Source organism: Pseudomonas frederiksbergensis (genome assembly GCF_000802155.2).
GTDB lineage: Bacteria > Pseudomonadota > Gammaproteobacteria > Pseudomonadales > Pseudomonadaceae > Aquipseudomonas > Aquipseudomonas frederiksbergensis_A.
In genome coordinates, this window is record NZ_JQGJ02000027.1 from 13,028 (window position 1) to 39,255 (window position 26,228).

The following is a 26,228-nucleotide window of genomic DNA, read 5'->3' on the forward strand; positions in this document are numbered from 1 at the left end:
AGTGGCGCTCTTTCTGTTTTCCAGTAGTCAACAGTATTGAGGGATAGATGATTAAGGCATGAGTGGTTTACTTAAAACAGACTAAAAGTACTGCCGTGCTGTTGCCAGCAGACTTGAACGATAGAAAATACGGAATAGAAGAATAAAACCCATATGAACTTTCCAGGGTCGCTCTCAAGAGCAGAAGAGTGATAACTGGGACGTCTGGGATTTGCCGTGCTCAAAGAATGAATTGACAGGTATCGCTGCAGTACCAATCTCGAAAAGATTTGGCTGTAAAACACCTTCAGCGGGTATAGTATTGACGCCTGCAGCGTACAGTAATTTACTATTTTGTAACCCTGAAGTAGCACCACCACGTTTAGCCTAATCGCTGAGATACAATAACTCATCACAAGCTCAGACTTTCATAGGGTAAAGCGATGGTGCGTAATCTATGCCCTCAATGAGTTGCTTCGCCCCCAAGGTACAGCGAACGCATGTCAGGATCTGCCAACAGATCAGCCGCCTTCCCGTGCATGGCGACCGTTCCTAGTGAAAGAATGTACGCTGTATCGGATACATGTAGTGCCTCAAACGCGTTTTGCTCAACCATTAGTATGCATATGCCATCCCGATCTCGGATTATACTAATAGCTTCGAAAACCTCGTGCATCATGCGTGGTGATAACCCCGCCGATGGCTCATCCAGTAATAGAATGCTAGGCTCTGAAATTAGAGCGCGTGCCAAGGATAGTAGTTGGCGCTCTCCTCCAGATAGCGCAGACGCTCTCCGATTCAATTTTGCGGCCAGGCTAGGATACTGTGCCATCAACTCGTCGAATCGACGCTCGGAGTCAATTTTTCTCATTAGACGCCCTCCGAGTGCGATGTTTTCACGCACAGACATGGTCGAAAATACATTGTCTGTTTGCGGAACAAAGCCAACACGGTGATTACATACTTTCTCTGATGTTCGAATATGAGTGACGTCTTCGCCAGACATTCTAACTATGCCGCTACGCGGCCTAACAAAACCTGCGATACACTTCAACAGTGTTGATTTTCCACAGCCATTTGGCCCTAAAATGGTCACAATTCGTGCTGGGTTTGCAGTAAGGCTTATACCGTTTAAAATATCGGGCCCATCGCCGTAACCTGCGCGTACGCTTTCAACATTAATCAACTGGCACCCCCTTGTCCCTTGCTTTTCCCAAATATGCTTCGACGACTTTAGTGTTAGACGTCAGTTCGCTTGGTTTGCAGTCAGCAATGACTTCGCCTCGATCAAGCACGATGCAGCGATTGCAGATTTCACGGATAAAGTGCATGTCGTGCTCAATGATTAACATGGATACTCCGTGTGCATTTACGCTGCGCAGCAGTCGAACCATGTCGTGTCGTAAGTTTGGATGTACGCCAGCAGTGGGCTCGTCTAGGCAGATCAACTTCGGCTTGTTTCGAAGCGCCAGGGCGATTGATAAAAGTTTCTTCTGACCGCCAGACAAGGAAGCTGCTCTAATATTTCGCACATTCATGAGCCCTAAGTTCTTAAGTAGCTCATGCACTTCCCTGACCTCCTCTACTGAGGTACGGATGATGTCTCTTATGTTTTTGGGCGGAGCTCCGCCCATTAACACTTCTTCGACCGTCATGCGCGTGGGCATCGACGGTAACTGAAACGTCCTGAGCAGTCCTTGTTGCACAATGTGTTCAACTGACGCCGCTGAAATATCTCGGTTGTCAAACCCCACCTTTCCACTATCAGCACTGGTAAACCCGGAAATCAGGTTGATCAGGCTGCTTTTACCACATCCGTTGGGCCCTAACAGCCCGACAATCTCACCCTGGGCTATTGAAAAGTTTACGCCGCGAAGAACGTGGTTCTCGCCGTAAGATTTTTGTACGTCATGTAGTTCAAGAAGTATTTTATGCAAGGCGAGCACCTCCTACTTTTTCTGGCACGATCCCTGACTTTTTCCAAAGAATAAAGCAGATTAGTCCAATTCCAGTAACCGCCAATCTAATTGCCGCCACAAATTCGGTCGGTAAACCGAGGGCATCTTTGACAAAAGGTATCAGCGCAAAAAGTAATTGAAGTAAGAACGCGCCAACTAACGCACCAAGATGATTACCTTGGCCTCCGATGATCACCATTGCCCATATAATGAAAGTATCGGCGCTCAGCAATTGGTCAGGACTGACGAAAGACGTATATTTAGCGTAGATAATACCTGCTGCCGCTGCGAACAGTGCCGAGATCACCATGCACTGCCGCTTGAGTCGCAAAGTATTGTATCCGAGGGATTGTGCCAATTGAGGCTCTTCACGCATGATCTTCAAGCCTAATCCATATCGCCCAGTGGTAAACCATCTAAATGATAGGTAGCTGATGAAAAGTAGCGCCAAGCATGTTACCGCCACCAGGATCTGTTGCACTGATTGATCAGCATGCGGATACAGAGAGGGGATTCCGCTGATACCTTGGGCTCCACCAGTGAGCCATTCCTCATTCGTAAGCACAATCCGGATTGTTTCGGCAAGAGCCAATGTTACGATTCCCCAGTAATCTGCCTGCAGATTTTTCCCAATACTGGCGAATGCATATGCGATAGCGATGGCCGATCCGATGGCAATGCCGAAACCGGCAATCAGTCCTAAGTCATACTTTACCGCTAAGGCAACAGCATAAGTACCGCAGCCAAAAAAGGCCACCTGCCCGAAGTTCATCAGCCCGGCGAATCCGGCCTGGAGGTTGAGGCTGAGTGCTAGGACTCCATATATGGAGGAGATTATTAACACATGCACAATAAATTCAGACACGTTTCACCTCATTTACGAAAATGCCACGCGGGCGCCAGAGCAACGTGGCAACAAGAAGCAAGAAAGAGGCAGCTGAGGCATAGGCTGCTGGAAGGAAGTACAACGACTGACCGGTCAACGGCCCAAAGTTTATATTTGTGATCAATGTTTCGGCTGTCGCGATTACGAGAGCTCCTACAATTGCGCCCAGAGGGTTTCCAAGTCCGCCGAGGATAGCAGCTGAGAAAACAGGCAATAACATTTCTGTCCCAGTTTGCATGCTTACCTCCCCTTTCAGGGCAAGTGTAATTCCACCGAGCGAAGCTAGTAGAGCACTCAGGGCAACGACAACGCTCTTCGACTTTCTTGTATCAATACCAGTAGCATCAGCAAGTAATGCGTTAGTAGACGTGGCCCTGACACAACGTCCAAGATCGGTTTTATAGAGTAGCAAGGCAAACATAATTAATGCTGTAACGGTTATACCCACTGAATAGAGCTGCAGCTCGGTAACTCTAACGCCGAATAACTTCAGGGGCTTTAGAACTGCAGTATTAAAGCGCGCCGGGTTAGGCCCTACCATGACTAAAAATACTGCAGAGAGTAACATACTGACGGCCAAGGAACCGATCATCGCTGTCGAGGAGCTAATCTTCAACATGGGGTTGAATATGTACTCATTGAGGAATGTCGCCAATATGATTGTAGCGCCACAGGCAACCACGACGCTGGCTGAAATGGGCACTCCGGACTTCTGGAGGGCGATACTAAGCAGCGCACCCGCCACAGCATATTGGGTCAATGCAATGTTTGGAAACTTCATTAGTGAGTAGATTGCACTCATTCCTACGGCAATCAATATAAGATCACACGACCGTAGAATTACATCAATTATGAACTGGATCACGAGGCACCTCGCACGTGCACAAACTCAGTACGGCGATCGTAGAAGATATCGCCATACCGTTATTTTAATCTTGGTGACGTTAGGCTTTAGTCTGCTACTGGCTTTCCATTAACCATACGCATTCTTAAGTAAGGTTGTACCGTGCGTTGGCCGCTTGAGTCGAATGTAATGTCACCAGTTGCACCATTGAATCCATTGCCTACTTTAAACATCGCCTCGGTGACTTTAACGGGATCCGTTGATTTGGCTTCATTTATTGCTGCTGCCGCGATCATGACAGCATCATAGGCAAAGCCGTTATAAGTTGAGGCGAAATCCATCTTGAATTTTTCTTTGTAGGCTTTCTCGTACTCAGCTCCATTGGGCCCTGTGTAGTTCAGATCTACACCTGTTTGGCCCTCAGTGAAATTTGGATCGCTGTCGGCAGTGCACATTGTCAGATAGATGCCATACCATGGCGTATCACTTAATCCCAGCTCAAATGACTCTCGATTTATTGTGGAGGACTCTTTTCCGTAGGCTGAATAAACGTAAAGATCTGGTTTACTCTGCTCAAGTTGTTGCAACTCTCTTCGGTATGAAGTTTGGCCCTCGGCATAGAGTATGGTTGCAACAACTTCGCCGCCAAGCGCTTTGTATTTCGTGGATAGTACTTCAGAAATACCTTGACCATAAGCATTGTTTGGTACGAATACCGCTATCTTTCGTTTACCTGAGGCATAGATATCCTCGGCTGCATAGCTTCCCAGGATATCATCCAAGCCTAATACGCTAAAAACCCCGCGACCCAGTGATCGCATTTGTGTGCTAGAGCCTGCGATATTGATATGCACTTTTCCCTGTTGCTGTACATATTCAGCCACTGGAATAGTAACGCCCGATCCAAATTCCCCGATAATAACTGGAGTTTTATTGATGGCGATTAGCTTCTTGGCGGCGTCAATTGCTGTCGGAGTGCGTCCACCAGAGTCCTCTACAATAACTTTCAGTGGACTGCCAAGCACCCCACCGTTTGCATTGATCTTCTCTACTGCTAGATCCACTCCTCGGCGCTCATCTTCACCGCCGGTCGCGCTCGAACCGGACATCGGCAATATCGCACCCATCACAACCTCTTCGGCAAAAGCCGGGCCACTCAAAGCAAAAGATATCAATGTAATCGGAATCAGCTTGTTCATACTATTTATCTCTTTCCAGGATGAGACTGGAATCGTTAAAGCAAGCTGTGTGCCATAGAATTCCTGGCGCTCTATGCTTATGATTTATAAGTTTTTTTTGAGCCAATAACTCTGTTTATTTCCAGAGAGCACGCTGCCTGCACAGACAGTGAGCACACATGGCTCCAACATGGTGCGCACAGATGTGTATACACTTTGCTCTTGCCACTCCTCTACGCGTTTTTTGAAACGGAAGGCTGGGCCATCAGGTCGTGCTGGGGCGCGCGATAATCTGGTATTCGTTTGGCTAGGCCCGCCCCGGTCACCAGAAGGCGGCCCTCCTCTACAAAGGCCTGTTCGATAGCCGCCCCAGTTACAGGCTCGGATTTGGCGTTGCCAGCAACCATGGCAGCTCCCGATTGCTGCGCAATGCCGAGACAGCAAACGAGAAAAGCGGCACCACCTTCGATGATCCCAGGTACGTCCCTGAGCAGCACACCATGTATGTGGCCGAACTCAATCTCTATTCTGACAACACTGAAATAGCGCCTTTTATAGGATCAGTGAATGAACTGAGGAGAAGCACTCTTATCGTTGGGCACCATTGCCGCTTCTCTAGCGGTGTAAGACCAAGAGGACTGGCCACGGACTTCATGCTTCAGTGGTTGAGGAGCATGACCTGAAAGAGTTCGTGAGCGGGATAGATGAGAGTCAGATCATCATTGAAGAAGATCAACGTTCCCGCCTGCTCAAGGCCGTCAAACCTCAGGACAGTATTGCTATGATGCTCCCCTCATCCATGCTTTCAGTTGCGGAGTCGTTTATCTGGCGGTGGGATATGGCGCCCGCGCAGTACTGACTTCTCGACCTGGTGCAGCGCTCAATGTCAGCCGCATCTCAGGGGCCGCAATGATTGTCATCGCTGTCGTCCTCGCGGCTGAACGTCTGACCATTTAATAGAAGGTACACCAATGCTTGAACAGACCACCGCCCCCTACGCTAGCCAAAATCGTGGGAGGGTAAGAATCCCTCATCTACAACAGATGAAGGCGCGGGGCCAAAAATGGGCCATGTTGACCGCTTATGACATGTACACCGCAGCCATATTTGAAGATGCAGGAATTCCTGTGCTTCTGGTCGGTGATTCAGCCGGTAACAACGTCTTCGGCTATGACTCGACCCTGGCAGTAACTGTTGACGAAATGCTGCCCTTAGTCAGCGCTGTCTCGCGGGCGACTAAGCGCGCATTGATCATTGCCGATCTGCCTTTTGGTTCGTACCAGGGGTCACCTGAGCAATGCTTCCATACAGCCGTGCGCTTTATGAAAGAAGGTGGTGCGCACGCCGTTAAGCTCGAAGGCGGGATTGAGATGCTCCCCCAGGTCGAGAAGCTGGTGGCCGCAGGGATTCCAGTGATGGCCCACATCGGATTCACCCCGCAGGCAGAGCATCAACTGGGCGGTTACCGTATCCAGGGCAAGGGCTTAGACGCGCAACGGTTGATTGATTTAGGGATGGCTTTTGAGCGCGCAGGGGCGTTTGGCCTGCTCATTGAGATGGTGCCAGGTCAGGTTGCAAGCCGGATCACCGAGGCAGTTGGCATTCCCACCGTTGGAATTGGGGCGGGGAACGGCTGTGACGCTCAAGTACTGGTATGGCAGGACATGGCAGGTCTCCGGCAAGGTCAGTTGCCTCGATTCGTCAAGCAATACGCTGATATGCGAAAGGTTTTGAATGACGCTGCTCAAGCCTTTGCTGAGGATGTCCAGTCAGGATCATTCCCAGGATCTGAGCACACTTTTTGACGCGGCAGGAGAATTCAATTTACGCGATACGCCAGAAGGCGATTGAAGGGCTTGAAGAGGGCGACACATTCGAGGTCAAGCGCACCTTCGGATAAGAGCTTCGTTGGCGCATGGAAATCCTGGCGACAAGGGTGGTCGCGTCCGCTTAAAAATACGCGGACACCATCGCCCTTAAAGCTGGAGTTCGGAAGGTGAGTTCACCGGACGCTTACAATTGTTAAGGGTAAGCGTCCGGCCAACTCACCTTGCGTGAGTTAGCCGGCACATACTAATGCGACAACCACTTCTGATTTCACTGGCAGTCGGAGCAATCTACCGTTTAATAAAATGTTAAACATAGGCACGCTCCCATCGTTCAGAGCAGCTCGTGACCAGCGGCAAGCGCAGTAAAATCAGCAGATTTCCTCTATGGTACTCCATACATATGCAGCAATCAGAGGTAACACGAAGACTTGCAAAGCGAAGCGATAGCCTGAACAGCCCTTATGCCGGCGTCACCAAAGCAGCAGGGTATAACTTACGATGAGACGGTTCTCGTCCAGGTCGTTGCCGAAGTTGGTCGAGCGAAGTGTCGCATTGCGCCATTTCACACCCAGGTTTTTCAGTGGCCCGCTCTGAATCACGTAGGCGATATCCGTATCGCGCTCCCATTCTTCACCGTTTCCCCGCCCGGCTCCAAGCTCGACACCGTCACCGGTCACATATCGAGTCATGAAAGTCAGGCCGGGTACACCTATCACAGCGAAGTTGTAATCGTAACGAGCCTGCCAGGAGCGCTCTTCGCGGTTGCCGAAGTCGCTGATCTGCACAAAGTTTAACAGGTAGGCATCGCTGCCATTCACATAGGCAAATCCAGTTTCACCGCTCATACGCTGGTAACCCAAGCCCAAAGCGTGACCGTCGTTGGTGTAGGTGACCATGCCGCTGAAGGACTTGTTGTCGATGTTACTGCCACCCTCGTTCGAGGAACGTGCGAAGCGCAGGTCGCTCTTTAGGCTCTGACCCGCCCCCAGTGGAAGCAGGTAGTTCAGGTTCAACTGATGCTGCCGGTAGAAGTTCTCCAAACGACCATAGCCGTAACCAGTGGTGAGGTTGTCGCTCCACTTGTAACTGAGGTTGGCGAAGTCGAAGGCGTCACTGGTGGTGCTGGGTGCGCGGATGTTCTTCATGCCAACCGTGGTAATACCCATGTCCTGATAGTCGGAGGAGTCGCGCTGGTTAACCTGGCGCAGGTGGCCCGCGTCGAATGTCAGACCATCGAGCTCCAACGAAGTGAGCTGGCCGCCTTCGAAGGTCTGCGGCAGCAGTCGCGAATCGCTTGACAGCAAAACTGGCAGCTTCGGGATCAGAGTGCCAACCTTGAGGGTGCTCTTCGAAGCGCGAAGCTTAGCGGTAAGGCCATATTCACCGTATTCGTCTTGGGCGCGGTTAGGGGCTTCCCGGTCGCGCTTCAGAAGGCCGGTACCGGCACGGTCTGGGCTGGAGTCTAGCTTGACGCCGAGGATACCGATGGCATCCAAGCCTACCCCGACTGTGCCTTCGGTGAACCCGGATTCGTAGCGCAGCATGAATCCTTGAGCCCACTCTTCAGCCTTGGCCTGGGCCGCGTTGTCCTGGCGGAAGTCACGGTTAAAGTAAAAGTTTCGCAGCTCCAGGCTGGCCTTGCTGTCCTGCAAGAACTCTGCGCTAGCCGGGGCGGTGAAAAACACTGCACTACTACCCAGCAGCAGACCAGAAGTGATAGGGGTGAGCTTCATTCTTGCCTCTTTTTTGTTTTGATAGTTAGAAGCTGTGCCGGCACCAAGTGACCGGCCAATTTAAACTTTCATGATTTTCGGATAGGACATCAGCATTAAGGACTGGCCCAATTCGCTGATTACATAAATTTAAAATTAATCCTGTAGAAAGCAACTCCTGCACCTTGTGTGAGGCGCTGCATCTTAAGGCACTATTCAATATATCTTTTAGAACAGCTTTAGATATGAAGGTAGAACCAGTCGATAAACTACCCACACCTCAACAGATGCGCTACCGAGATGTGAGGTAGAGGTCAAACACGGTTCTCAACCACCTGTAAACTGGGGTTACCGTTCAAGCTGTTTACCCGCAGTCTCATTCAGAAAGAGCAGAGACAGGAGGCTCAACAACGCAGCGCCTGCGAGGAAGTACCCCGGCATAAGCAAGTTGCCGGTCGAGCCGATCAAGGCTGACGAGATAAACGGCCCCAGACCACCGCCCATAATAGCTCCCAAGTTGATAGCAATTGCCATGCCGGTGTAGCGAACACGAGTAGGGAATTGTTCAGCATAGGTTGGATAACCAACAGACTGAATAATTGGCATAGGCAATGTGGCAATCAGCAGTGCCAGGCCGGCAACCCAAATCGAGGCACCATCCATCAATGCCATCATAGGAACGACGAGAAGCACATAACCGCCAAAGCCGATGGCGAGCGTGCGACGGCGTCCCAAACGGTCTGATACAGCACCCCAGAACGGCATCATCGCCGCGACGATGAAACTGATGCTCGCGATTGCCCAATAGACATGCGACTTTTCAAACTTCAGATAGGTAGTCAGATAGATGTTCATGAAGACGATACCGATGAAGTAACCGACGTTCTGTCCAAAAGCCAGGATGAACACACGAACAACCTTGCCCAAATGCTTGGTCATTACCTCGCGCACGGGCGCCGCAGGTGGCTTGTCCTTCTTCAAGAACTCCTGGTATTCAGGGGTCTCTTCAACGTTATGACGCAGCTTGCAGGAGAGCAGCACCAATGGCACACACAGTAAGAACGGGATCCTCCAACCCCACTCCTGAAGAGCCTCAGGGGACAACACGAGCGTGACAACACCACATACGCAGGCTGCAGTACCGCCACCAATGGCCACCCCGACGGGCGTGAAAGAGCCGAAGAAACCTCGTCGGTGAGCAGGAGCTGATTCGGCAACGAAAGCGGCCGCACCAACCACTTCTGCGCCTGCAAAGAAGCCCTGTGCCAGACGGATCAGTACGAGGAGAATAGGTGCGATGATCCCTGCCTGAGCTGTGGTTGGTAGGAAGCCAATCAGAGTCGTGGAAAGGCCCATGCCTATAACAGTGGTGAGTAGTACACCACGACGACCGATCCGGTCACCTAATCGTCCAAGGATGATTCCCCCCAACGGTCTAGTGAGAAATGCACTACCGAACACAGCAAGCGATGCGAGCAGAGCAGCTGCTGGATTGTCACCTGGGAAGAACAACGGCGCGATAACTGCGGCCATGTAGCCATAAACGCCGAACTCGTAATATTCGACTGCCGTTCCGGTGGAGGCCGCGATTGCAGCTCGTCGGCTGACAGATTTACTGTCAGACACAACGGAAGTAGAAAGAGAATCGGCAGCGGGCACGGAGTCCACTCCCTCTGGAGCCACTGTAGGAGACATAAACCACCATTCACGAAACCAACGGATTGTTAGTTAGACGGACAGAGCCGCCTGTTTATGTGTTTGCCGTTAGCAAACTGGTTGTGATTGGCAGTAATTGAGACGCCGACAGGCGAGCTCTCTGACTGTCTTATTCTTGTTATTCAGCGACATTTGGCTACGAGCTCCAACGCCGCGCAGTCCATTACTTGGCAAACAGCTGCCTTAATCCTATGAAATCTATAAGCGCAGGAATCAATAGGCACAGCATCGCCATCCACCGCACCGCTGCGAAAAGATTTATAGCTAACAGTCTCTTGATGCTCTCTTCTCACCAGTATTTACTGGAGAACTGGAAGCCTACCCAAAGGGTGCTCAACCACCCTTGGACAGAACAAGCGCCTGACCGCACAAGAAATAGTCAGATAAAAAGTCGTAAACAAGGAGTGCAACGTGAAACTGAGAAATGGTCATCATAGGCTCCAGTCTTGTCTTTTTTATCAAGCACCGAAAGCTATCACTCTCGGTTCGCTGCCTTGCGCCTGGAAATCATCATAAAGCGAGCTCACGACCAAAAAAACAATATATATTTTTGATTTGAACAAAAATTTTTTGTTGATTAGCCATGAACCCAAGTCCCAGATAAGGGCGGCCCGCCACGAATGCAGGGCGTTACGCATACGAGCCATCGCACCATCCCGGGTTGGGGCATAGCTAATCACTTTACCGATCAACGAGTCGTAGTTCGGAGGAACGGAGTAGCCACTGTAGAGATGAGAATCAACGCGAATGCCGTGGCCACCAGGCGCATGGAACTGCTTCACCTTGCCAGGGCTTGGCATGAACGTGTCTGGATCTTCAGCATTGATCCGGCACTCGAAAGCATGACCCAGGATCTTCACATCGCTCTGCTTGATGGTCAGCGGATTGCCCGCTGCAATGCTGAGCATTTCCCTGACGATGTCGACGCCGGTAATCATCTCGGTAACCGGGTGCTCAACCTGTACCCGGGTGTTCATCTCGATGAAATAGAAGCGGCCATTTTCATAGAGGAACTCGAAGGTGCCAGCACCCCGGTAACCGATCTCAATGCATGCATCAACACAACGCTGAAGCACCTCAGCCCGTGCCTTCTCATCGATCTGAGGAGCCGGCGCCTCCTCCAGAACTTTCTGATGGCGCCGCTGCAGAGAGCAATCTCGGTCGTAAAGATGGATCGCGTTGCCCTGGCCATCCGAGAGCACCTGCACTTCAACGTGCCGAGGGTTTCCTAAGAACTTTTCCAGGTAAACAATCGGGTTACCGAAGGCAGCACCTGCCTCAGTACGCGTTAGCTTGGCCGACTTGATAAGGTCTTCCTCGCGATGAACGACACGCATCCCTCGACCGCCACCACCACCTGCTGCTTTGATGATGACCGGATACCCCACCTCGCGAGCGATTGACAAGGCAGTTTCTTCATCCTCAGGCAGGGCACCATCTGAGCCTGGCACTGTTGGAACACCAGCACGCTTCATCGCATCTTTCGCCGAGACCTTGTCACCCATGAGGCGAATCGTCTCTGCCTTCGGGCCGATGAACGCGAAGCCTGATTGCTCAACCTGATCTGCAAAATCAGCGTTCTCAGCGAGGAAGCCATAACCTGGATGGATAGCAGTAGCGCCGGTCACCTCTGCTGCCGCGATGATCGCTGGCACGCTAAGGTAGGACTTGACCGACGGAGCAGGGCCGATACATACCGTCTCGTCCGCCAAGCTCAGATGCATCAACTCACTGTCAGCAGTGGAGTAAACAGCCACGGTCTTGATATCCATCTCCTTACACGCACGAACGATGCGCAAGGCGATCTCACCACGATTGGCAATAAGGACTTTGTGAAGTTTTTTACTGGACATCCCTCACACCTCACACGATGGAGAACAGTGGCTGGTTGAACTCCACTGGCTGACCATCTTCAACCAGGATCGACTCGATGGTGCCGCTGAATTGGGCCTCAACGTGGTTCATCATTTTCATCGCTTCGATGATGCAGAGAGTGTCCCCCTTCTTCACTACCTGACCTACCTCGGCAAACAGTGGAGCCTCGGGCGAACTCTTGCGATAGAAGGTACCCACCATCGGCGCGAGCTGAACATTGCCCTTCAGTTTCGGGTGAACCGACTCAGGCTCCCCTGCTGCAACTGCGGGAGCCACAGCAGGAGCAGCACCAGGCGCGGACGAGTTGTTGTGATAATGCTGTACAGGCGCTTTGTTGTGGCGGCTGACGCGGATCGAGCTGTCGCCTTCTTTGATCTCGACCTCGTCGACATCAGACTTCTCGAGGATAGAAATCAGGGTGTTGAGCTTTTGGATATCCATGGGCTTTTATTCTTGGTAATAGGTAAAAAGAATTCAGGCAAATTGCGGAGCGCGGACGGTCACGCCTTCTCGGATCAGCGCTTCCCGGATCGCTCGTGCGAAAGCGGCAGCACCTGGCTGATCCCCATGAATGCAGAGAGTGTCAGGGCGTACAGGCACCTTTGTGCCGTCGACAGCAACCACATGGCCCTCTCGTAACATGCAAAGCACCTGAGCCACGGCTTGGTCGGCATCCGTAATCATTGCGTTGGCCTGACCACGAGGGGTCAATGAACCGTCCGCCTGATAGGTACGATCACCGAAGACTTCATGTCGGACAGCCAAGCCAACCGCTTCTGCGGCTTTGATCAGCTCGCTATTTGCCAATCCGTAAAGATAGAGACTCGGATTGAAATCCCGCACCGCTTCGCAAATAGCCTTGGCCAGGACAGGGTCAGCCGCCGCTTGGTTGTACAAGGCGCCATGTGGCTTAACGTGCTGCAGCGTTGTGCCTTGGGCCGCGACGAAGGCGTTCAAGGCCCCCACTTGGTAAAGGACACACTCGTATGCTTCATCTGGACTCAATGCCATCTTGCGGCGACCAAACCCTTGCAGATCCGGGAAGCTCGGATGGGCACCAACCGCGACACCGCTGTTCACAGCAGCCGCTACCGTGCGGCGCATAATTCGGGGATCACCAGCATGGAAGCCACACGCGATATTTGCCGAGGTGATCTGGGCCAGCACAGCCTCATCATCACCCATGCGATAGAGGCCAAATCCCTCGCCTAGGTCACTGTTGAAATCGATCTCAGGCATAATCTCGCTCCAGTTGCGTCAGCATTTGAGCGCGCTTCACGGCGATACGCTGAGCTTCCTCCAACGTGGTGAGTTCGAAACGAACTACTTCGCCTGGGAGCCGCTGAGCCAGCAAAGGAAGGTCAGCGCTGATTACGTTGGCAATACGCGGATAGCCCCCAGTGGTCTGACGATCCGCCATGAGTACGATGGGCTGTCCGCTCGGCGGCACTTGCACTGTCCCAAACGTCACCGCTTCCGAGAGCAGTTCCAGTGGTTCAACCAGCGTCAGTGCAGCACCCTGCAGGCGGTATCCCATACGCTCCGAATCATTGCTGATGCTGTAATCGCTATTCAGCAGGTTCTGCCGAGCCCCTTCAGTGAAGGCCTCCCACTCGCCACCAGGAACCACGCGGATGGCTACGCCTGCTTCCCGCTCGATGGAGCGCGTCAACGCGGCAGGAAGCACAATTCGAGGTGCATTTCGGAAACTGGACGCAAACCCGAGGCGATCACCAGCCACCAGAGCTCTCCCCAGCACGCCGTTGTAGGCTCCGCGCCGGTATGTGCTCACGCTCCCAAGCACTTTCTCTACGGTGAAACCACCCGCAACCGCGAGGTAGGAACGGGCGCCAAATTTACGTTGACCAAACTCCAGGACTGAGCCTGGCTTTGCCCTCACAGCCTGATTAGGTTGCAGCGACTCACCATTGAGCTTTGCACCCAGGTCAGCACCGGTGATTGCTATCAATGCTCCAGCATCGAAGCGCACTGTTGGCCCCTGAAGAGTTATTTCCAAGGTGCCACGATCCAGTGTGTTTCCAACTAGAAGGTTTGCCAGCTGCTGGGCCAAAGCATCCATAGGGCCGTTCACCGGCACGCCAATATGCTGATATCCGGCTCGACCAGTATCCTGAAACGTAGTGCAGAGAGCCACCTTAGCATCTCAAGGAGACTTGGCTTTCATCAAAGCCTTTATCGCTGCGAGCTTCTCCTCGGAGGATCTACCGTCCACTGCATCGACAATGCTCTGGATCGACTGAAGGGTTGTGGACGCATTAGGTTCAGCTTTCAAAATCGCCTGAATTTCTGGGTCTTGTGTAAGGTGAATGTAGGTTGAAAGGGTGTCCTTAGAGGCGTGGTACGAATCCTTGCGCACAATAGCCATTGCCACATCCAAGATGTTGGCTTTGGACATTTTCGAAAGCTTACTGATGTTTTGTGCAACCAGTATTGTGAAGTAGCGGTGTCGAAAGTTGTGATATGAAATTCCTTGAAGTATGTCCTTGTGTTTGGATGCGTTTGCAACCACCCGGTAATAAGAATTGAATGTCTTGCGTGACATTGGAAGGCCGCTGCCCTCGCTAACAAAAATTTTGTCATGAAGCACGCTGTGTGGATGCAACTCGTGAGTGAGTTTGACGAATTTGTATAATTCTAATAACTCAGCGTCAGGGATCAATACTTGCCGTAAGCACCCCTTATACTTGCCTTTGAGGACTGGGATATTTTTAACGGGATCTTTGTTTTTGAATGCGTCGATGATTGAGCTCGCGGGTATATTAATCGCTTCTTCGATCCGGCACCCTGTGAATTCCAATAGAGTGGCAAGCGTGTACCATCTATCTATGACATACTGATTTGATGTGTAGTCATGAATAGCTTCGTGCCAAGCGTTTAGCTCGTTATTTCGAATAAAGCTTACCGGTTCGGCTGGTTTGTCTCTAAGCTCGTCTATGCAGGGGTGAGACAAGAAGCGTACTCTGCGTTTCTGAAAGTTATAGTGTTCTTCAGTGGCGTTAATTTGAAAGTTGTGCTCGCTCGGGTCTGTCGTAATAAGTTTTGTAAACTTGTTTTCTTTTTGAGTGTGCTCTAGTAGAAATAATATTTGTCTTATAATTCTTTTGATGGTTGTTGGATTGCTATTTCCTGATTTTTTCTTGAAAGTAACAAAGTCGTATAGGTCTTCGTCGGTTACATCAAAAATTCTTAGTTTGTGCGAGTCTAAGTATTCCTGGAAGGTGTTAAGTGTTTCGGCTCGGCTAAATATTGTTTTTGGTAGAGGGCGTGCTCCGTAGCTATGGGGGCCACCGCCATATTGCGTTAGATAGCTATTCATCTCCCAGCAGAAATTCCCATTTGAGTCAAATAGCAGGGGGAGCGGTGGGGGAGTCGTATGGCCATGGTTGAAAAGGAAATCAAGTCGCGGAGCCTTTGCTGTGTGGATCATGGCTTCACCAAAGTTAAATGCGCTCTGTCGAGTGTCTGTGTATGGCTTTTCAGGACTTGCTGATATCGTTGGTCTTGGCGAGTTTGCTCATCCACTCTGTCAGCTAGCTGCATATAAGCTCGGTAAATCTCGGCAACTGTATTTGTTAAATAGTTGATCTGATTCTTCAAAGTCGTCACTTCTTCTTGTTGGGAGCGCTTGGTTGTTCGGGGCTTGGGTAAAGGTGTATCCGGAAGGGTGATCATTGCATTATAAATCTCAAGTGCTTCCGCTAATTGCCCTGAATACTCTATGTTGTACGGCTCCTGTGAGGTGTTATATGAGCATGATGAAACCTCTAGAGCAGCGTCTTCCCACGCTAGCGCAGCCTTGAAGGGGATGCCTCTCTTGCTTTTCAGTGCGTCGAGAGTAGGTAGCCTTTGGTGTTCTTGTGAGGCCCTCCTGATAAGGACGATTTTGTTGAGCAGGCTTTGAGTTTTGGCCTGCTTCTCCATTAGCTTAGCTTGCGAAGTCTCGCCTTTAGAATAACGACTCATGTTATTTGCTCGCGTATACAAAGATTTTTTCGTTGTTCATGATTTTAAGTTTGATGTCGCGGTGGTTGGCCAGTTCGTTAAGGTGCTCGGACAAAAGTGCATGGTCACCGAGTTTTACATCTGGCTCGCACATAGCCAGTTCTTCCAGTAAATCTTCGTCAACCAAAACATCCTTGCCCACATTTCCCTCCAGGAAGTCGGTTAGAAATTCGAGAGTATCTCGCTCCCAGTCAGGTTGGTTTGAGATGTCAGCATAGTAGAGCGTGACACTCGGTTCAACGTGGCCCATCATCCAACGCAATGGTTCAATCTCAGTGTTTCCGCTCAGGTAGAAGAAAAAAGCAGCAAAGAACCGCCTAAACTGATGGGGGCGCGCATACCATCGCGTTTCACCTGTTGTTGGTACTTGAATCCAATCTGAGTATTGATCGAGTATTTTACGAAAGGTTGTCTCGTTTCGGTCTTTTCCTTTTTGTGCGCCAGAGGGCCAAATTGTGTTCATGCCTGGGTGCCGACTCTCCATGAACTCAATATAATCGTAAATGAAGTCCCATATGACTTTAGGGATTGGGCGCTTTATGATTTCCAGTTCATGGCTATTGCTGGCTTTGGGGGTTTTTAGTTTTAAGTCCCATAGGCCATCCAGTTTAGATATAGTGAGGCAGTCTGCATCCAGTAGAGCGGCGCTTAATACACGGCATGCGGAGAATGTATGAATCAAGATGCGGGTTGTAATAGCGTAGAAATCGATCAGTTCGTCGGTGGAGATGTGTTCTCTGAGAATCGAGTTGCGGGTGATGCCGCCTCTGGAGCTGCCGCATTTTCCATATGTTTTGATGTTTAGGTGCCGCAGTGCCTTAGGCATAGGCACAGCCTCAAATGTTTGTGTCTTGAAGATATCCACATTTGACCTGATTGTGCTCGCGGCATACCTTCCAATAATTTCCCTGGCGTAGTAGTCGTCAAGCTTCTTAATGTACTCTCGAATGTGTGGCCAAAGGTCGCGGTGAAAAACAATCGCGTTACTAATGTAGTGAAATGCTATGTTTGCGGGCATTAAAGGAGTCTGGGTTTTCTCCAGAAACCTTCCAGAGACGCTGTTGAATGCGTCGGAGATTTCATGGGTTCCAACCTCAAAGCGTTGACTTTGTTGTTCTTTGGTGGCGTGCAAATAGGTTAGGTTCGTGCACTTGTTTTGTATTGTAGAGATGCTAAGGCTGTCTGCTTCTTCATCTTCATCGGCAGTGTAGGTGCAGATGAATTCGCGGCAGATGTCTATATTGCTGCTCTTGAGTTTTTGGATTAGGATCTTTTTGGTAATCGGGGGGATATTCATTTCTGAAATTAGCGGCACTATATTTTTCAGCCCTCTCGATGCTGAGCCTAGCTGTGAGTCAAGCTCAGCGATATTAATGCCCATGAGTGTTAAGTCGTGAGCTTCAAGGAATGTTTTGATGTCGTCTAGTTTGATGTCAGCCAATGTGAGGATCTTGGGGGCCTGGCTTGAGCGATGCCGAGCCTCATACACATGATCGGCAATCTCAAAGGCTGTCCTTACAAAGGGAACGAGTGCATTTGGTCGTTTTGACTTCGAACTTTCAATTAGGGCAATAGCTGATGACTGTAAGTCTTTAATAAAGAGATTCCACACCAGGTCTGTTGTAGATGAGCCGTCAAATAGCTGGTAATCGAAGCTGATCTTTACATAGTGCCTGGTATTAGGGTCTTCTGAAGCAGATACTCTTGTGCCGGTTTTCGGGACATACCATTCCATTTTAGTGGAGGCTGGGTGAAGCCAGTTAGGAAGAGTGACTTGAGAGGGTGTTACCGATGGATTGATCGTCGTGGCTTTTTGGTTAGTCATCAACTGATACCTCAAGGAGATCAAAGTTAAGATGCTTAGGCTTGGCGTCAGCAAGCAGCTTGATCATTTTTCGGCTGCCCTCATCCTGGATCTTTGTAATAATCGTCTTGCATGTCGAAATGAGGCTTTCATCTTTGCCGTATGTCGCATATGAAACGATTAGTTCAACCGTTTGGGGCGAGCATAGAAAATACAGCATCTGGCTTGAATTGCTCGCTGCGGTTCCGGGTCTATCAGCCCTGAGCCTCTTTACACCGTCAATGAGTTGGGCCATTGCGATTGAGCAACCTTCTCCTTGGTGATTGGTTTCAGTGGGAACGTTCCCTTCCGCGATAAGTAGCTGAATATTTTGATGGTCGCGTACTCTCTTGCGGTATACGAACTCTTGTATTGACGGGGGGACGTAGTTTCGCAAGGCGGTAAGTAACGAATTCCCAAGATATAGGCTCGTTTCCAAAGTGTCCCCACCGCTTTCGATCCACTTCAGGAGGCCGCGTGATACCCTGATTTTGGGCATTGTGGGTTCAGCGTCACCTACCCAGGAGGGCAGTGAATCAATAATTGCTTTGAAAGTGTTCTTCCGTCTCGTGTCTAGGATGCGGTAGAGTTGCTCATCCCCTTGACGAGTGGGGCTAGAACCATCCATGACAAAAAGATAATTAGAGTTCAAAGCTTTTGAATGTTGAGCTCTCATTTGTAGAAGCATCCATAACGCAGTGTTAGCGTCGATATTTTTCGCTTCGATCTCAATTTCATCTGTAGTCTTGGGTGCGTGGCGAGTAATCAGCTTGTTCGCCCTGGGTTTTAGGGTGGTGACAGTGATCCCGCCGTCCTCTCGAATCGTGACAAATTGCCCGTCTTTCGTTTTCTTGACCTGAGCGTTTGCCAAGTCTGAAACATTGATTCCGAGTTCATCGATAATGATGCACATGGCGGCTACAGCAAAATCTTCGGTAATGCCTAAATAAGACTTAACTTCCATCGAAGACCAAGAGTATATATGGTGTGCGCCAGGAAAAGACTTGCGGGTAAATAAACCATCTTGTTCTTGGGCTAGGTACGCAACGGAATTAATGAAGCCGTTTGGGTGTGATGGAGAGAAAAAGCTTATGTGTTGGCCTGATCCAAATGCTCGGAGGTTGGGATCCAGGTTGTCCGTTGTGAGTCGAATGGCAGCCAAATCGCTTTTACAAATCATGTCTGGAGCTTTCAAAAACCGAGCATAGCCCTCTGCTACCATGCGTTTGCATTTGGATAGGATAATGATTCTATGTTTTTCGATTTGTTGAGCAATCTCATTCAGAGCCATTTCCATGGATGGTGCATTTACGGCATCTTCCAAGGTCAGATAACCTAGAATGTTACATTCTTTTTCTGAGAACACATCTGATGAATCAGGGTTCGGTAAGATCAGCGCATTGCTAGGCAGCTTTTTAGCTTTTTGAAGCCTGTTCAAGTAATGACGAACAGTCGAGTAGTCAGAAATAACGGTTACTTCTTTGACGGGCTTGCCGGTAGTTTCTGATACTGCATTACGTCTATCAGAGAGAAATATACGGCATGCATTGGTTATTACTACGGGATTCTGATGCCACTCTGGGTCGAGCTGATGAGCGATGAGGAAGAAATCGCGGATGAAGGGTGCCCGCCTCTTCGGGGGATGCTTTTCCACCCAGGCAAGGATGTCTTTTGGGCAGCAGGTTCTGATACCATCAATGAAATTTTCTGGCTTCCTGCTCATCGCTTTCCTACCTGAAATGGGTTCGGATAGGAAGTGTAGATTGGGATTAGGCTTCCGCAAGGGTGAAAAGCATGAACAGTATGGCTTTGCAGCGCATTGGTTTCGTAGGCACCAGCCTATATGAACCCCTGCCCGTACTGCTTCCTCTGCAGGCTCGCCTGATGTCCCAGGCCCTGCGCAAGATCACCGGTAACATCAAGAACGCCAACTGCCTGGTGATCTTCATCAACCAGATCCGCATGAAGATCGGCGTGATGTTCGGCAGCCCTGAAACCACCACCGGTGGCAACGCGTTGAAGTTCTACGCCTCGGTTCGCCTCGACATCCGCCGCACTGGCGCGGTGAAAGAAGGTGATGAGGTTGTCGGCAGCGAAACCCGCGTCAAGGTCGTGAAGAACAAGGTTGCATCACCGTTCCGTCAGGCTGAATTCCAGATTCTGTACGGCAAGGGCATCTACCTCAACGGCGAGATGATCGACCTGGGTGTGCTGCACGGTTTCGTAGAGAAGTCTGGCGCCTGGTATGCCTACAACGGTACCAAGATCGGTCAGGGCAAGGCCAACTCGGCCAAGTTCCTGGCGGACAATCCGGAAGTCGCGGCGGCCCTCGAGAAGCAGCTGCGCGACAAGCTGTTGAGCCCGGTCGCAGACGTCAAGTCCGTGGCTAATCGCGAGACCGCCGATGACATGGCTGACGCCGATATCTGACCGATCCGATGACCGCCGTACTCGATACCCTCGTCGCGGTGCGGCGAACCGCGATGGACTTGCTCGCTAGGCGCGAGCACGGACGAGTCGAGCTGACGCGTAAGCTGCGTCAGCGCGGCGCTCCTGATGAGTTGATCGACACCGCCCTTGACCGTTTGACGGAAGAGGGGCTTTTGTCGGAAGCGCGGTATCTTGAGAGCTTTGTCTCTTATCGCGCCCGCTCCGGCTATGGTCCGATGCGGATCCGCGAGGAACTTGGCCAGCGTGGCTTGCAAAGAGCGGATGTCGAACTTGCGTTGCGCGAAAGCGGTATCGATTGGCAGGAACAGTTAACCGACACGTGGCGCCGCAAGTTTTCTGGGCATCTGCCTGTCGACGCGCGGGAGCGAGCCAAGCAAGGCCGTTTCCTGGCGTATCGAGGCTACTCCATGGAAATGATCAATCGCTTGTTCAGCGGTCGCAGCACGGATGACTAAACAAAAACGGCCCGCTATTTCGATAGCGGGCCGTTTTTTATGGGCTCACGTCACCTTGATCGGCTCCCAGGTGAGGGGATGAGCCTTGGTGGCGGGTTGCGCCCAGTTTTCCGGGAGGTTGATGTAATCCACCAACTCCCTTAGGCGGCCATGGTCTCGGGCATTGAACGTAAATGCCAGTCGCGTCAGATGGCTGAAAGGCGCTTCCTCGGGTTCTTCGCCGCTATAGGCATGCTGATGGAAGCAATCGTTCAAGCACAGGTCGGCGAATTCGACCTGCATTTGTTGCAACGCCTGTTCATTCAGCTTGTGATTCATGCGAATCACGAACTGATGCTTGAGCCAGCGGCTGGAATGGAAGTTGCGGTAGAACTGGTTGATTTCCTCCACGGCGTCTTCGGCGCTAGACACCAGGCGCATCAATTTCATGTCGGTCGGCAGGATGTAGCGGTTTTCCTCCAGTTGTTCTCGGATGAAATGCAGCGCGCCTTGCCAGAACTTGCCTCCGGGCGCGTCCAATAGCACCACCGGCACCAATGGGCTTTTGCCCGTCTGCACCAGCGTCAGGACCTCCAATGCTTCGTCAAGGGTGCCGAAACCACCCGGGCAGAGCACCAAGGCATCGGCTTCCTTGACGAAGAAAAGCTTGCGAGTGAAGAAAAAGTGGAACGGCAGCAGGTTCTGCGTGCCCTCGACGGTCGGGTTCGCATGCTGTTCGAAGGGCAGGGTGATGTTGAATCCCAGGCTATGTTCCCGGCCTGCGCCTTCATGGGCCGCAGCCATGATGCCGCCGCCCGCGCCAGTGATCACCATCATGTCCGAACGAGCCAGCGCCGCGCCCAGTTCGCGTGCCAGCCCATACAACGGATGCTCGATGGGCGTTCGGGCCGAGCCAAAGACCGTGACCTTGCGGCGACCCTTGAATTGTTCCAGCGTGCGAAATGCGTGTTCCAGTTCCCGCAGGGCCTGGAGCGTGATCTTGGCATTCCAGCGATTGTGATCTTCCTGGGCCATGCGCAGCACGGTCAGGATCATGTCGCGGTAGATGGGGAGGTTGGGACTGTTGGGTGACACCAGGTTGAGTTGCTCTTCGACCTTGCGGGTGAGGTCGTGGCCATGGTTCTCAAAATGACGGCTGAGCAGGTCATTCGGTTTGTACGGCATTCAGCTTCTCCTTCTGAACAGAACCCCCGGCTCCAACGAGAGATTCGTCAGGGCCACGACACCTCCTGTGCCGTTGTCAGTCCGGGCGCGTGCCCGGGCGTTAACCTGGCTCGACGCAATGTGCAGCAAGGCGGCCAAGCCATCCAACGGGTCCTGCTGTTTCCCTTGGATGAAAAACGGTTACACGTCGCGTATCAGCGAGGGCAGCCTCTTTCTGCCCGGTAGGAAAACGATACCTTGAATCTAGCCTTTAGCGTTGATATTAGCTGTCCAGATCATGGCGCTCGAATGTGAAGGTTTGCAACTTTCACTGTAGTCCTGCCGTTATCGGTCGCTCGCGATGGGGTCAGCGCTGGCGTCGGATAACGTACCGCTCGTCAGGTCGCCGACGGGGTGCGTACCGCTCTGATTTACTCAATAACAGGCGTGCCAAGGCAATTCGGCGTCCAGGGCTGGGCGTCCGCGCGATGAAATGAAGCATTGATGGGCAGGGAGGCGGGAGAGATGACCAGAGTAACTCTGGAGCTCGACGGGCAGTTGTACCTGATGCTGTTGGAAGCGGCTCAAGCCAATCGGGTCAGCCTGGAAGAGGAATGTTGCCGTCGGCTGGAAGGCCGGGAATGGCGCTCACGCTATTTGCAGGCGCTGGTGGCGGAACTGCGCGCCGACGAAGAGCAGCGGCGCGCGCGCACGGGGTGATTATTTCTTGGTCTTGGCCGGTTTCGGGCAATCCGATTCCTGGAAGCGTTCGGTGGCAACCGGGCGGTTGGTCTTCACTTCGGTGAACTCGTAGCGCATGGTCGCGCCTTTGGCCATCAGCTTGCGGAAACCCGGGTTGGTGCACACCGTGGAGCCCAGTTGGAAATAGACCGCCTTGGGATCCGCGCGCATTTTCTGGGCATGACTGCTTTGCACGCTGAGATGGTTGATCAGTTCGGTACCTTCGACGGTGTAGCCCTGATCGAGAATATCTTCGTTGATCGCCCGCGGCGTGCCTACGCTGCTTTCCTTGGCAACGTTCTGCAGCATCTTGTTCAGCTCGAGTTCTTTCAGCGACGCGGCCTGAGCGCTGATGGACGTCGCCAGCAGAACGGCAACGGTTGGAACGATAAGGCGCAGCATGAAACTCTCCTGGTTCAGTAACTGGTGGTTCGACCGGTCACGTGACTGTGCGTTCAGTGGCGGCGATTATAGGGAAGCCGGGTTGGAGGGTACAGGTTTACCCGCTCTGGTAGACTGCCGGCCTTCTTTGCCCTACCGAGTGTTGTTCGTGTCGAGTTTTCCTGTCTGTGGGCAGTGCCCGCGATGAGCCTTGTTTCCAACGCCGTAGCCCGTTTGCGCGACCAGCGCGTCGATGAAGGCATCAAGCCGCTCCAGGCCCGAGGGTGGCGCGCGCCCCGTTGCGGCGCGTGTCGGGTAATCGAAAGTCATTGCCTGTGCGCCTGGCGTCCAAGTGTCGAGACCCGCTCCGGCGTTTGCCTGATCATGACCAATAAAGAAGTCTTCAAGCCGAGCAACACGGGTTGGCTGATTGCCGATGTGGTGCGCGATAACCATGCCTTCATCTGGTCGCGTACCGACGTCGATGAGCAACTGCTGGCGTTGTTGAACGACCCGCAATGGCAACCGTACCTGGTGTTCCCGGGGGAATATGTCGAGCCGTCGCGGGTTACGCACACGGTTGACCTCGCCCAGGGCAAGCGTCCCTTGTTCATCCTGCTGGATGCCACTTGGACCGAAGCGCGGAAGATGTTCCGCAAGAGTCCCTATTTTGATCGGCTGCCCATCTTGAGCCTGCTACCCGACAAGCTGTCGCGCTACCGCTTGCGGCGCTCGACCCGCAGTGAGCATCTGTGCACCGCCGAGGTCGCGGCGCTGTGCCTGGAATTGGCGGGGGATAGCGACGCGGCATCGGCCCTGGACGCCTATTTCGATGTCTTCAGCCAGCATTACCTGGGCGCCAAGCGCCAGCAGGAAGTGGATGTGTCGACGCCAGCCCATGCCGAATTACTGCCCTTTGTCCGCTCGGCTCAAGAACTGTTGGCCTAATAGTGGCCCATACTGGAGACAGCGGTGGCCGTGCTGCTTGACCACCCCGGCTTCGCTGGGCATGCTTGGCGCCGACCAGGGTGCGGGCTGGAGTTTAAGATGCTGTGATTGGCGTCGAACGTGCCCCTGTAGATAGCGCCGAATGGCGGTATCTTGAGTTATATGGCGAGGCGCGAATGCATCGGGCCTGCCTTAAAAACAGGATCATTTGAAAAATGGCCACATACGAAATCCTGATTGCCGATGACCATCCGCTTTTTCGCAGTGCATTGCATCAGGCGGTGACCCTGGGCCTTGGTTCAGATGTCCGGTTGACGGAGGTGGCCAGCATCGCGGAATTGGAAGCCCGGCTGGCGGAAAAGGCCGATTGGGACTTGGTTCTGCTCGACCTGAACATGCCCGGCGCGTATGGTTTTTCAGGCCTGGTGCTATTGCGTGGACAGTACCCGCAGATTCCGGTGGTGATGGTCTCGGCCCAGGAAGAGGCCTCGGTGATGGTCAAGGCTCGCGAATTCGGTGCCAGCGGGTTCATCCCCAAATCCAGCTCCCTGGAAATGATTCAACGGGCAGTGAAGGCCGTGCTCGATGGCGATGTTTCCTGGCCGCCGCAGGCGTTCGAAGCGGTGAGTGTGTCCGAGGAAGCCAAGGCCGCCAGCGAAGGCCTGGCCAGCCTGACGCCGCAGCAGTTCAGGGTGCTGACCATGGTGTGCGAGGGACTGTTGAACAAGCAGATCGCATATGAGCTGAATGTGTCGGAGGCCACCATCAAGGCTCACGTTACGGCGATCTTTCGTAAATTGAACGTGCGCACCCGGACCCAGGCCGCCTTGTTATTGCAACAACTTGAGTCAATATCGCCCCAATCGTAGCGCCTGAATTCACGCTTTTTTGACTGCGTTTACAGTAGCTTCTTCACTCTTTTCGATCAGTTGCCCACCCTATGTCACCTTTCAAGGGCCAAACCGGCCTGAAACGCATCCTCAATGCCTCCGGCTATTCCCTGGACGGGCTGCGTGCAGCTTTTGTAGGCGAAGCGGCGTTCCGTCAATTGGTCCTGCTCAACGTTATCCTGATCCCTTTGTCGTTTTTCCTGGATGTCAGTCGCGTCGAGCAGGCACTGTTGATCGCGGTGTGCCTGCTGGCCTTGATCGTGGAGTTGCTCAACTCGGCGGTGGAGGCGGCCATCGACCGCATTTCCCTCGAGCGGCACCCGTTGTCGAAGAACGCCAAGGACATGGGCAGCGCCGCCCAGTTCGTCGCCCTGACGATGATTGCCTTGGTCTGGGGTTTGGTACTGCTCTGACTGTCAGGCGATGGCAGGCAGGACGATCTCGTCGCTGCGCTGGACCCCTGCGGTGAATGCCCGGCAGAGATCGAGGAATTCACGCATGGCCGAGGTCTGGTATTTCTGCTTGTGCCAGATGAAGTAGAACTGCCGCGCCAAGTCCATGTCCGGGGTTTCCACGGCGACGAGACTGCCGCGGCGGAAAGCGTCACGCAGGGCCAGGCGCGAGATGCAGCCAATCCCCAGGCCTGATTCCACGGCGCGCTTGATCGCTTCGGTGTGTTCCAGCTCCAAGCGAATATTCAGTGCGCTGCGGTGATGGCGCATGGCCTGGTCGAAGGTCAGTCGCGTTCCGGAACCCTGTTCACGGAGGATCCAGGCCTCGTGGGTCAACTCTTCCATGGTCGCCTGTCCACGCTTGGCCAATGGATGCTGGGGCGCGCAGAACACCACCAATTCGTCTTCGACCCAGCTCTGTACCTCGATGTCTGGATGGCTGCAGTCGCCTTCGATTAGACCCAGATCAATTTCATAATGGGCAACCTGGTGCACGATATTGGCAGTATTTTGCACGTGCAGCTTCACCTGGCTTTCCGGATGACGCTGCATGAAACCACCGATCAGCAGGGTCGCCAGGTAATTGCCAATGGTCAGCGTGGCGCCGACCGCCAGTGAGCCGAAACCGGATTTGCCGTTGAGCAAGTCTTCGATCTCCTTGGCCTGGTCCAGGAGCGCCACGGCTTGGGGCAGCAACTGCTTGCCCAAGGCGTTGAGGCTCAGGCGCTTGCCGGCCCGATCGAACAGTTGGCAGCTGGATTGGCGCTCCAATTCAGTGATGGAGGTGCTGGCGGCCGATTGCGACAGATTGAGCAGGCCCGCGGCACGGGACACGCTTTCCTGCTGGGCGACGGCGACGAAGACTTGAAGTTGACGTAGAGTAAATCGCATATCGATATAACCGATAACCCTTATCTTAATAAT

Annotated in this window: 25 protein-coding genes and 2 pseudogenes; 9 read left to right on the forward strand and 18 right to left on the reverse strand. The window is 52.4% G+C overall.

All coding sequences use genetic code 11. The annotated features are described in order from the left end of the window. Positions 1–442: 442 nt before the first annotated feature. The 5 genes from JZ00_RS32125 to JZ00_RS27315 form a co-directional block, all read right to left on the reverse strand. Entirely contained in the window at positions 443–1,165 is a 723-nt protein-coding gene (locus JZ00_RS32125) for an ABC transporter ATP-binding protein (protein WP_039594335.1), read from the reverse strand. Continuing rightward, entirely contained in the window at positions 1,158–1,916 is a 759-nt protein-coding gene (locus tag JZ00_RS27300; protein ID WP_039594336.1) for an ABC transporter ATP-binding protein, read from the reverse strand. Before JZ00_RS27300 ends, JZ00_RS32125 begins: the two co-directional genes overlap by 8 nt. Beyond that, positions 1,909–2,802: a branched-chain amino acid ABC transporter permease gene (locus JZ00_RS27305; RefSeq protein ID WP_039594337.1), complete on the reverse strand. Its 894-nt coding sequence runs from the start codon at positions 2,800–2,802 to the stop codon at positions 1,909–1,911. The genes JZ00_RS27300 and JZ00_RS27305 overlap by 8 nt, the downstream gene beginning before the upstream one ends. Next, positions 2,795–3,688 (reverse strand): branched-chain amino acid ABC transporter permease, encoded by an 894-nt coding sequence (locus JZ00_RS27310; protein ID WP_039594338.1) that lies wholly within the window; start codon positions 3,686–3,688, stop codon positions 2,795–2,797. Before JZ00_RS27310 ends, JZ00_RS27305 begins: the two co-directional genes overlap by 8 nt. A gap of 86 nt (positions 3,689–3,774) precedes the next feature. Then, a complete protein-coding gene (locus JZ00_RS27315; RefSeq protein WP_039594339.1) occupies positions 3,775–4,866 on the reverse strand; it encodes an ABC transporter substrate-binding protein in 1,092 nt (363 codons plus the stop codon). Between the two features lie 640 nt (positions 4,867–5,506). On the opposite strand from JZ00_RS27315, the gene JZ00_RS27320 reads away from it, so the two are divergent. The 3 genes and pseudogenes from JZ00_RS27320 (at position 5,507) to panB (ending at position 6,650) form a co-directional block, all read left to right on the forward strand. Then, positions 5,507–5,704, forward strand: coding sequence for a hypothetical protein (locus JZ00_RS27320; RefSeq protein ID WP_039594340.1), 198 nt, complete (start codon positions 5,507–5,509; stop codon positions 5,702–5,704). Then, positions 5,638–5,802, forward strand: a pseudogene (locus tag JZ00_RS31670) (LysE family translocator); the annotation flags it as partial. The gene JZ00_RS27320 and the pseudogene JZ00_RS31670, both read left to right, overlap by 67 nt. Positions 5,803–5,816: 14 nt before the next feature. Further along, positions 5,817–6,650, forward strand: a complete 834-nt coding sequence (panB, locus tag JZ00_RS27325; RefSeq protein WP_039594341.1) for a 3-methyl-2-oxobutanoate hydroxymethyltransferase — start codon at positions 5,817–5,819, stop codon at positions 6,648–6,650. 494 nt (positions 6,651–7,144) lie between these two features. Here the strand turns inward: panB and JZ00_RS27330 are convergent, their stop codons facing one another. From JZ00_RS27330 to JZ00_RS27375, 10 genes are all read right to left on the reverse strand, one after another. After that, positions 7,145–8,407 carry an OprD family porin gene (locus JZ00_RS27330; RefSeq protein ID WP_039594342.1) on the reverse strand — a complete coding sequence of 421 codons (1,263 nt, stop codon included), beginning with the start codon at positions 8,405–8,407 and terminating at the stop codon, positions 7,145–7,147. A 327-nt stretch (positions 8,408–8,734) separates the two neighbouring features. Next, positions 8,735–10,045: an MFS transporter gene (locus tag JZ00_RS27335; protein ID WP_046510199.1), complete on the reverse strand. Its 1,311-nt coding sequence runs from the start codon at positions 10,043–10,045 to the stop codon at positions 8,735–8,737. A 515-nt stretch (positions 10,046–10,560) separates the two neighbouring features. Next, positions 10,561–11,955: an acetyl-CoA carboxylase biotin carboxylase subunit gene (gene accC, locus JZ00_RS27340; RefSeq protein WP_082112137.1), complete on the reverse strand. Its 1,395-nt coding sequence runs from the start codon at positions 11,953–11,955 to the stop codon at positions 10,561–10,563. Between the two features lie 10 nt (positions 11,956–11,965). Continuing rightward, positions 11,966–12,418, reverse strand: a complete 453-nt coding sequence (accB, locus tag JZ00_RS27345) for an acetyl-CoA carboxylase biotin carboxyl carrier protein (RefSeq protein ID WP_039594343.1) — start codon at positions 12,416–12,418, stop codon at positions 11,966–11,968. 33 nt (positions 12,419–12,451) lie between these two features. Then, positions 12,452–13,216, reverse strand: coding sequence for a LamB/YcsF family protein (locus JZ00_RS27350; RefSeq protein ID WP_039594344.1), 765 nt, complete (start codon positions 13,214–13,216; stop codon positions 12,452–12,454). Then, positions 13,209–14,132 (reverse strand): 5-oxoprolinase subunit C family protein, encoded by a 924-nt coding sequence (locus tag JZ00_RS27355; protein WP_039594345.1) that lies wholly within the window; start codon positions 14,130–14,132, stop codon positions 13,209–13,211. The genes JZ00_RS27350 and JZ00_RS27355 overlap by 8 nt, the downstream gene beginning before the upstream one ends. A 9-nt stretch (positions 14,133–14,141) precedes the next feature. Next, a complete protein-coding gene (locus tag JZ00_RS27360) occupies positions 14,142–15,425 on the reverse strand; it encodes a tyrosine-type recombinase/integrase (protein ID WP_039594346.1) in 1,284 nt (427 codons plus the stop codon). Continuing rightward, a complete protein-coding gene (locus tag JZ00_RS29785; RefSeq protein ID WP_052742384.1) occupies positions 15,422–15,961 on the reverse strand; it encodes a hypothetical protein in 540 nt (179 codons plus the stop codon). The genes JZ00_RS27360 and JZ00_RS29785 overlap by 4 nt, the downstream gene beginning before the upstream one ends. Before the next feature lies 1 nt (position 15,962). Continuing rightward, entirely contained in the window at positions 15,963–17,825 is a 1,863-nt protein-coding gene (locus JZ00_RS27370) for a hypothetical protein (RefSeq protein ID WP_152668480.1), read from the reverse strand. Continuing rightward, entirely contained in the window at positions 17,818–19,566 is a 1,749-nt protein-coding gene (locus JZ00_RS27375) for a hypothetical protein (RefSeq protein ID WP_039594348.1), read from the reverse strand. Before JZ00_RS27375 ends, JZ00_RS27370 begins: the two co-directional genes overlap by 8 nt. Positions 19,567–19,712: 146 nt before the next feature. On the opposite strand from JZ00_RS27375, the pseudogene JZ00_RS27380 reads away from it, so the two are divergent. Both JZ00_RS27380 and recX read left to right on the forward strand, forming a co-directional pair. Then, positions 19,713–20,273: pseudogene (locus JZ00_RS27380) on the forward strand (recombinase RecA family protein); the annotation flags it as partial. Positions 20,274–20,281: 8 nt separating this feature from the next. Continuing rightward, entirely contained in the window at positions 20,282–20,749 is a 468-nt protein-coding gene (recX, locus tag JZ00_RS27385) for a recombination regulator RecX (protein WP_039594349.1), read from the forward strand. Between the two features lie 45 nt (positions 20,750–20,794). Here recX and JZ00_RS27390 read toward each other — a convergent pair whose 3' ends face one another. After that, a complete protein-coding gene (locus JZ00_RS27390) occupies positions 20,795–21,913 on the reverse strand; it encodes an LOG family protein (RefSeq protein ID WP_039594350.1) in 1,119 nt (372 codons plus the stop codon). A 504-nt stretch (positions 21,914–22,417) separates the two neighbouring features. On the opposite strand from JZ00_RS27390, the gene JZ00_RS27395 reads away from it, so the two are divergent. Then, entirely contained in the window at positions 22,418–22,612 is a 195-nt protein-coding gene (locus tag JZ00_RS27395; RefSeq protein WP_039594351.1) for a hypothetical protein, read from the forward strand. Here the strand turns inward: JZ00_RS27395 and JZ00_RS27400 are convergent, their stop codons facing one another. Next, entirely contained in the window at positions 22,613–23,035 is a 423-nt protein-coding gene (locus JZ00_RS27400) for a quorum-sensing-regulated virulence factor family protein (protein WP_039594352.1), read from the reverse strand. 183 nt (positions 23,036–23,218) lie between these two features. On the opposite strand from JZ00_RS27400, the gene JZ00_RS27405 reads away from it, so the two are divergent. The 3 genes from JZ00_RS27405 (at position 23,219) to JZ00_RS27415 (ending at position 25,265) form a co-directional block, all read left to right on the forward strand. After that, complete coding sequence (locus JZ00_RS27405) at positions 23,219–23,962, forward strand: tRNA-uridine aminocarboxypropyltransferase (RefSeq protein WP_039594353.1); 744 nt, start codon at positions 23,219–23,221, stop codon at positions 23,960–23,962. 215 nt (positions 23,963–24,177) lie between these two features. Beyond that, on the forward strand, positions 24,178–24,831 hold the full coding sequence (gene erdR, locus JZ00_RS27410; protein WP_039594354.1) for a response regulator transcription factor ErdR: 654 nt from the start codon (positions 24,178–24,180) through the stop codon (positions 24,829–24,831). Between the two features lie 71 nt (positions 24,832–24,902). Then, positions 24,903–25,265: a diacylglycerol kinase gene (locus JZ00_RS27415; protein WP_039594355.1), complete on the forward strand. Its 363-nt coding sequence runs from the start codon at positions 24,903–24,905 to the stop codon at positions 25,263–25,265. 3 nt (positions 25,266–25,268) lie between these two features. Here the strand turns inward: JZ00_RS27415 and JZ00_RS27420 are convergent, their stop codons facing one another. After that, entirely contained in the window at positions 25,269–26,195 is a 927-nt protein-coding gene (locus JZ00_RS27420; RefSeq protein WP_039594356.1) for a LysR family transcriptional regulator, read from the reverse strand. Positions 26,196–26,228 lie beyond the last annotated feature (33 nt).

Bases quoted from the DNA above. Each gene is read 5' to 3' on its own strand.
- JZ00_RS27315 (WP_039594339.1), bottom strand. From the start codon at position 4,866: ATGAACAAGCTGATTCCGATTACATTGATATCTTTTGCTTTGAGTGGC.
- panB (WP_039594341.1), top strand. From the start codon at position 5,817: ATGCTTGAACAGACCACCGCCCCCTACGCTAGCCAAAATCGTGGGAGG.
- JZ00_RS27330 (WP_039594342.1), bottom strand. From the start codon at position 8,407: ATGAAGCTCACCCCTATCACTTCTGGTCTGCTGCTGGGTAGTAGTGCA.
- accC (WP_082112137.1), bottom strand. From the start codon at position 11,955: ATGTCCAGTAAAAAACTTCACAAAGTCCTTATTGCCAATCGTGGTGAG.
- accB (WP_039594343.1), bottom strand. From the start codon at position 12,418: ATGGATATCCAAAAGCTCAACACCCTGATTTCTATCCTCGAGAAGTCT.
- JZ00_RS27350 (WP_039594344.1), bottom strand. From the start codon at position 13,216: ATGCCTGAGATCGATTTCAACAGTGACCTAGGCGAGGGATTTGGCCTC.
- JZ00_RS27360 (WP_039594346.1), bottom strand. From the start codon at position 15,425: ATGATCCACACAGCAAAGGCTCCGCGACTTGATTTCCTTTTCAACCAT.
- JZ00_RS29785 (WP_052742384.1), bottom strand. From the start codon at position 15,961: ATGAGTCGTTATTCTAAAGGCGAGACTTCGCAAGCTAAGCTAATGGAG.
- JZ00_RS27370 (WP_152668480.1), bottom strand. From the start codon at position 17,825: ATGACTAACCAAAAAGCCACGACGATCAATCCATCGGTAACACCCTCT.
- JZ00_RS27375 (WP_039594348.1), bottom strand. From the start codon at position 19,566: ATGAGCAGGAAGCCAGAAAATTTCATTGATGGTATCAGAACCTGCTGC.
- recX (WP_039594349.1), top strand. From the start codon at position 20,282: ATGACCGCCGTACTCGATACCCTCGTCGCGGTGCGGCGAACCGCGATG.
- JZ00_RS27390 (WP_039594350.1), bottom strand. From the start codon at position 21,913: ATGCCGTACAAACCGAATGACCTGCTCAGCCGTCATTTTGAGAACCAT.
- JZ00_RS27395 (WP_039594351.1), top strand. From the start codon at position 22,418: ATGACCAGAGTAACTCTGGAGCTCGACGGGCAGTTGTACCTGATGCTG.
- JZ00_RS27400 (WP_039594352.1), bottom strand. From the start codon at position 23,035: ATGCTGCGCCTTATCGTTCCAACCGTTGCCGTTCTGCTGGCGACGTCC.
- JZ00_RS27405 (WP_039594353.1), top strand. From the start codon at position 23,219: ATGAGCCTTGTTTCCAACGCCGTAGCCCGTTTGCGCGACCAGCGCGTC.
- erdR (WP_039594354.1), top strand. From the start codon at position 24,178: ATGGCCACATACGAAATCCTGATTGCCGATGACCATCCGCTTTTTCGC.
- JZ00_RS27415 (WP_039594355.1), top strand. From the start codon at position 24,903: ATGTCACCTTTCAAGGGCCAAACCGGCCTGAAACGCATCCTCAATGCC.
- JZ00_RS27420 (WP_039594356.1), bottom strand. From the start codon at position 26,195: ATGCGATTTACTCTACGTCAACTTCAAGTCTTCGTCGCCGTCGCCCAG.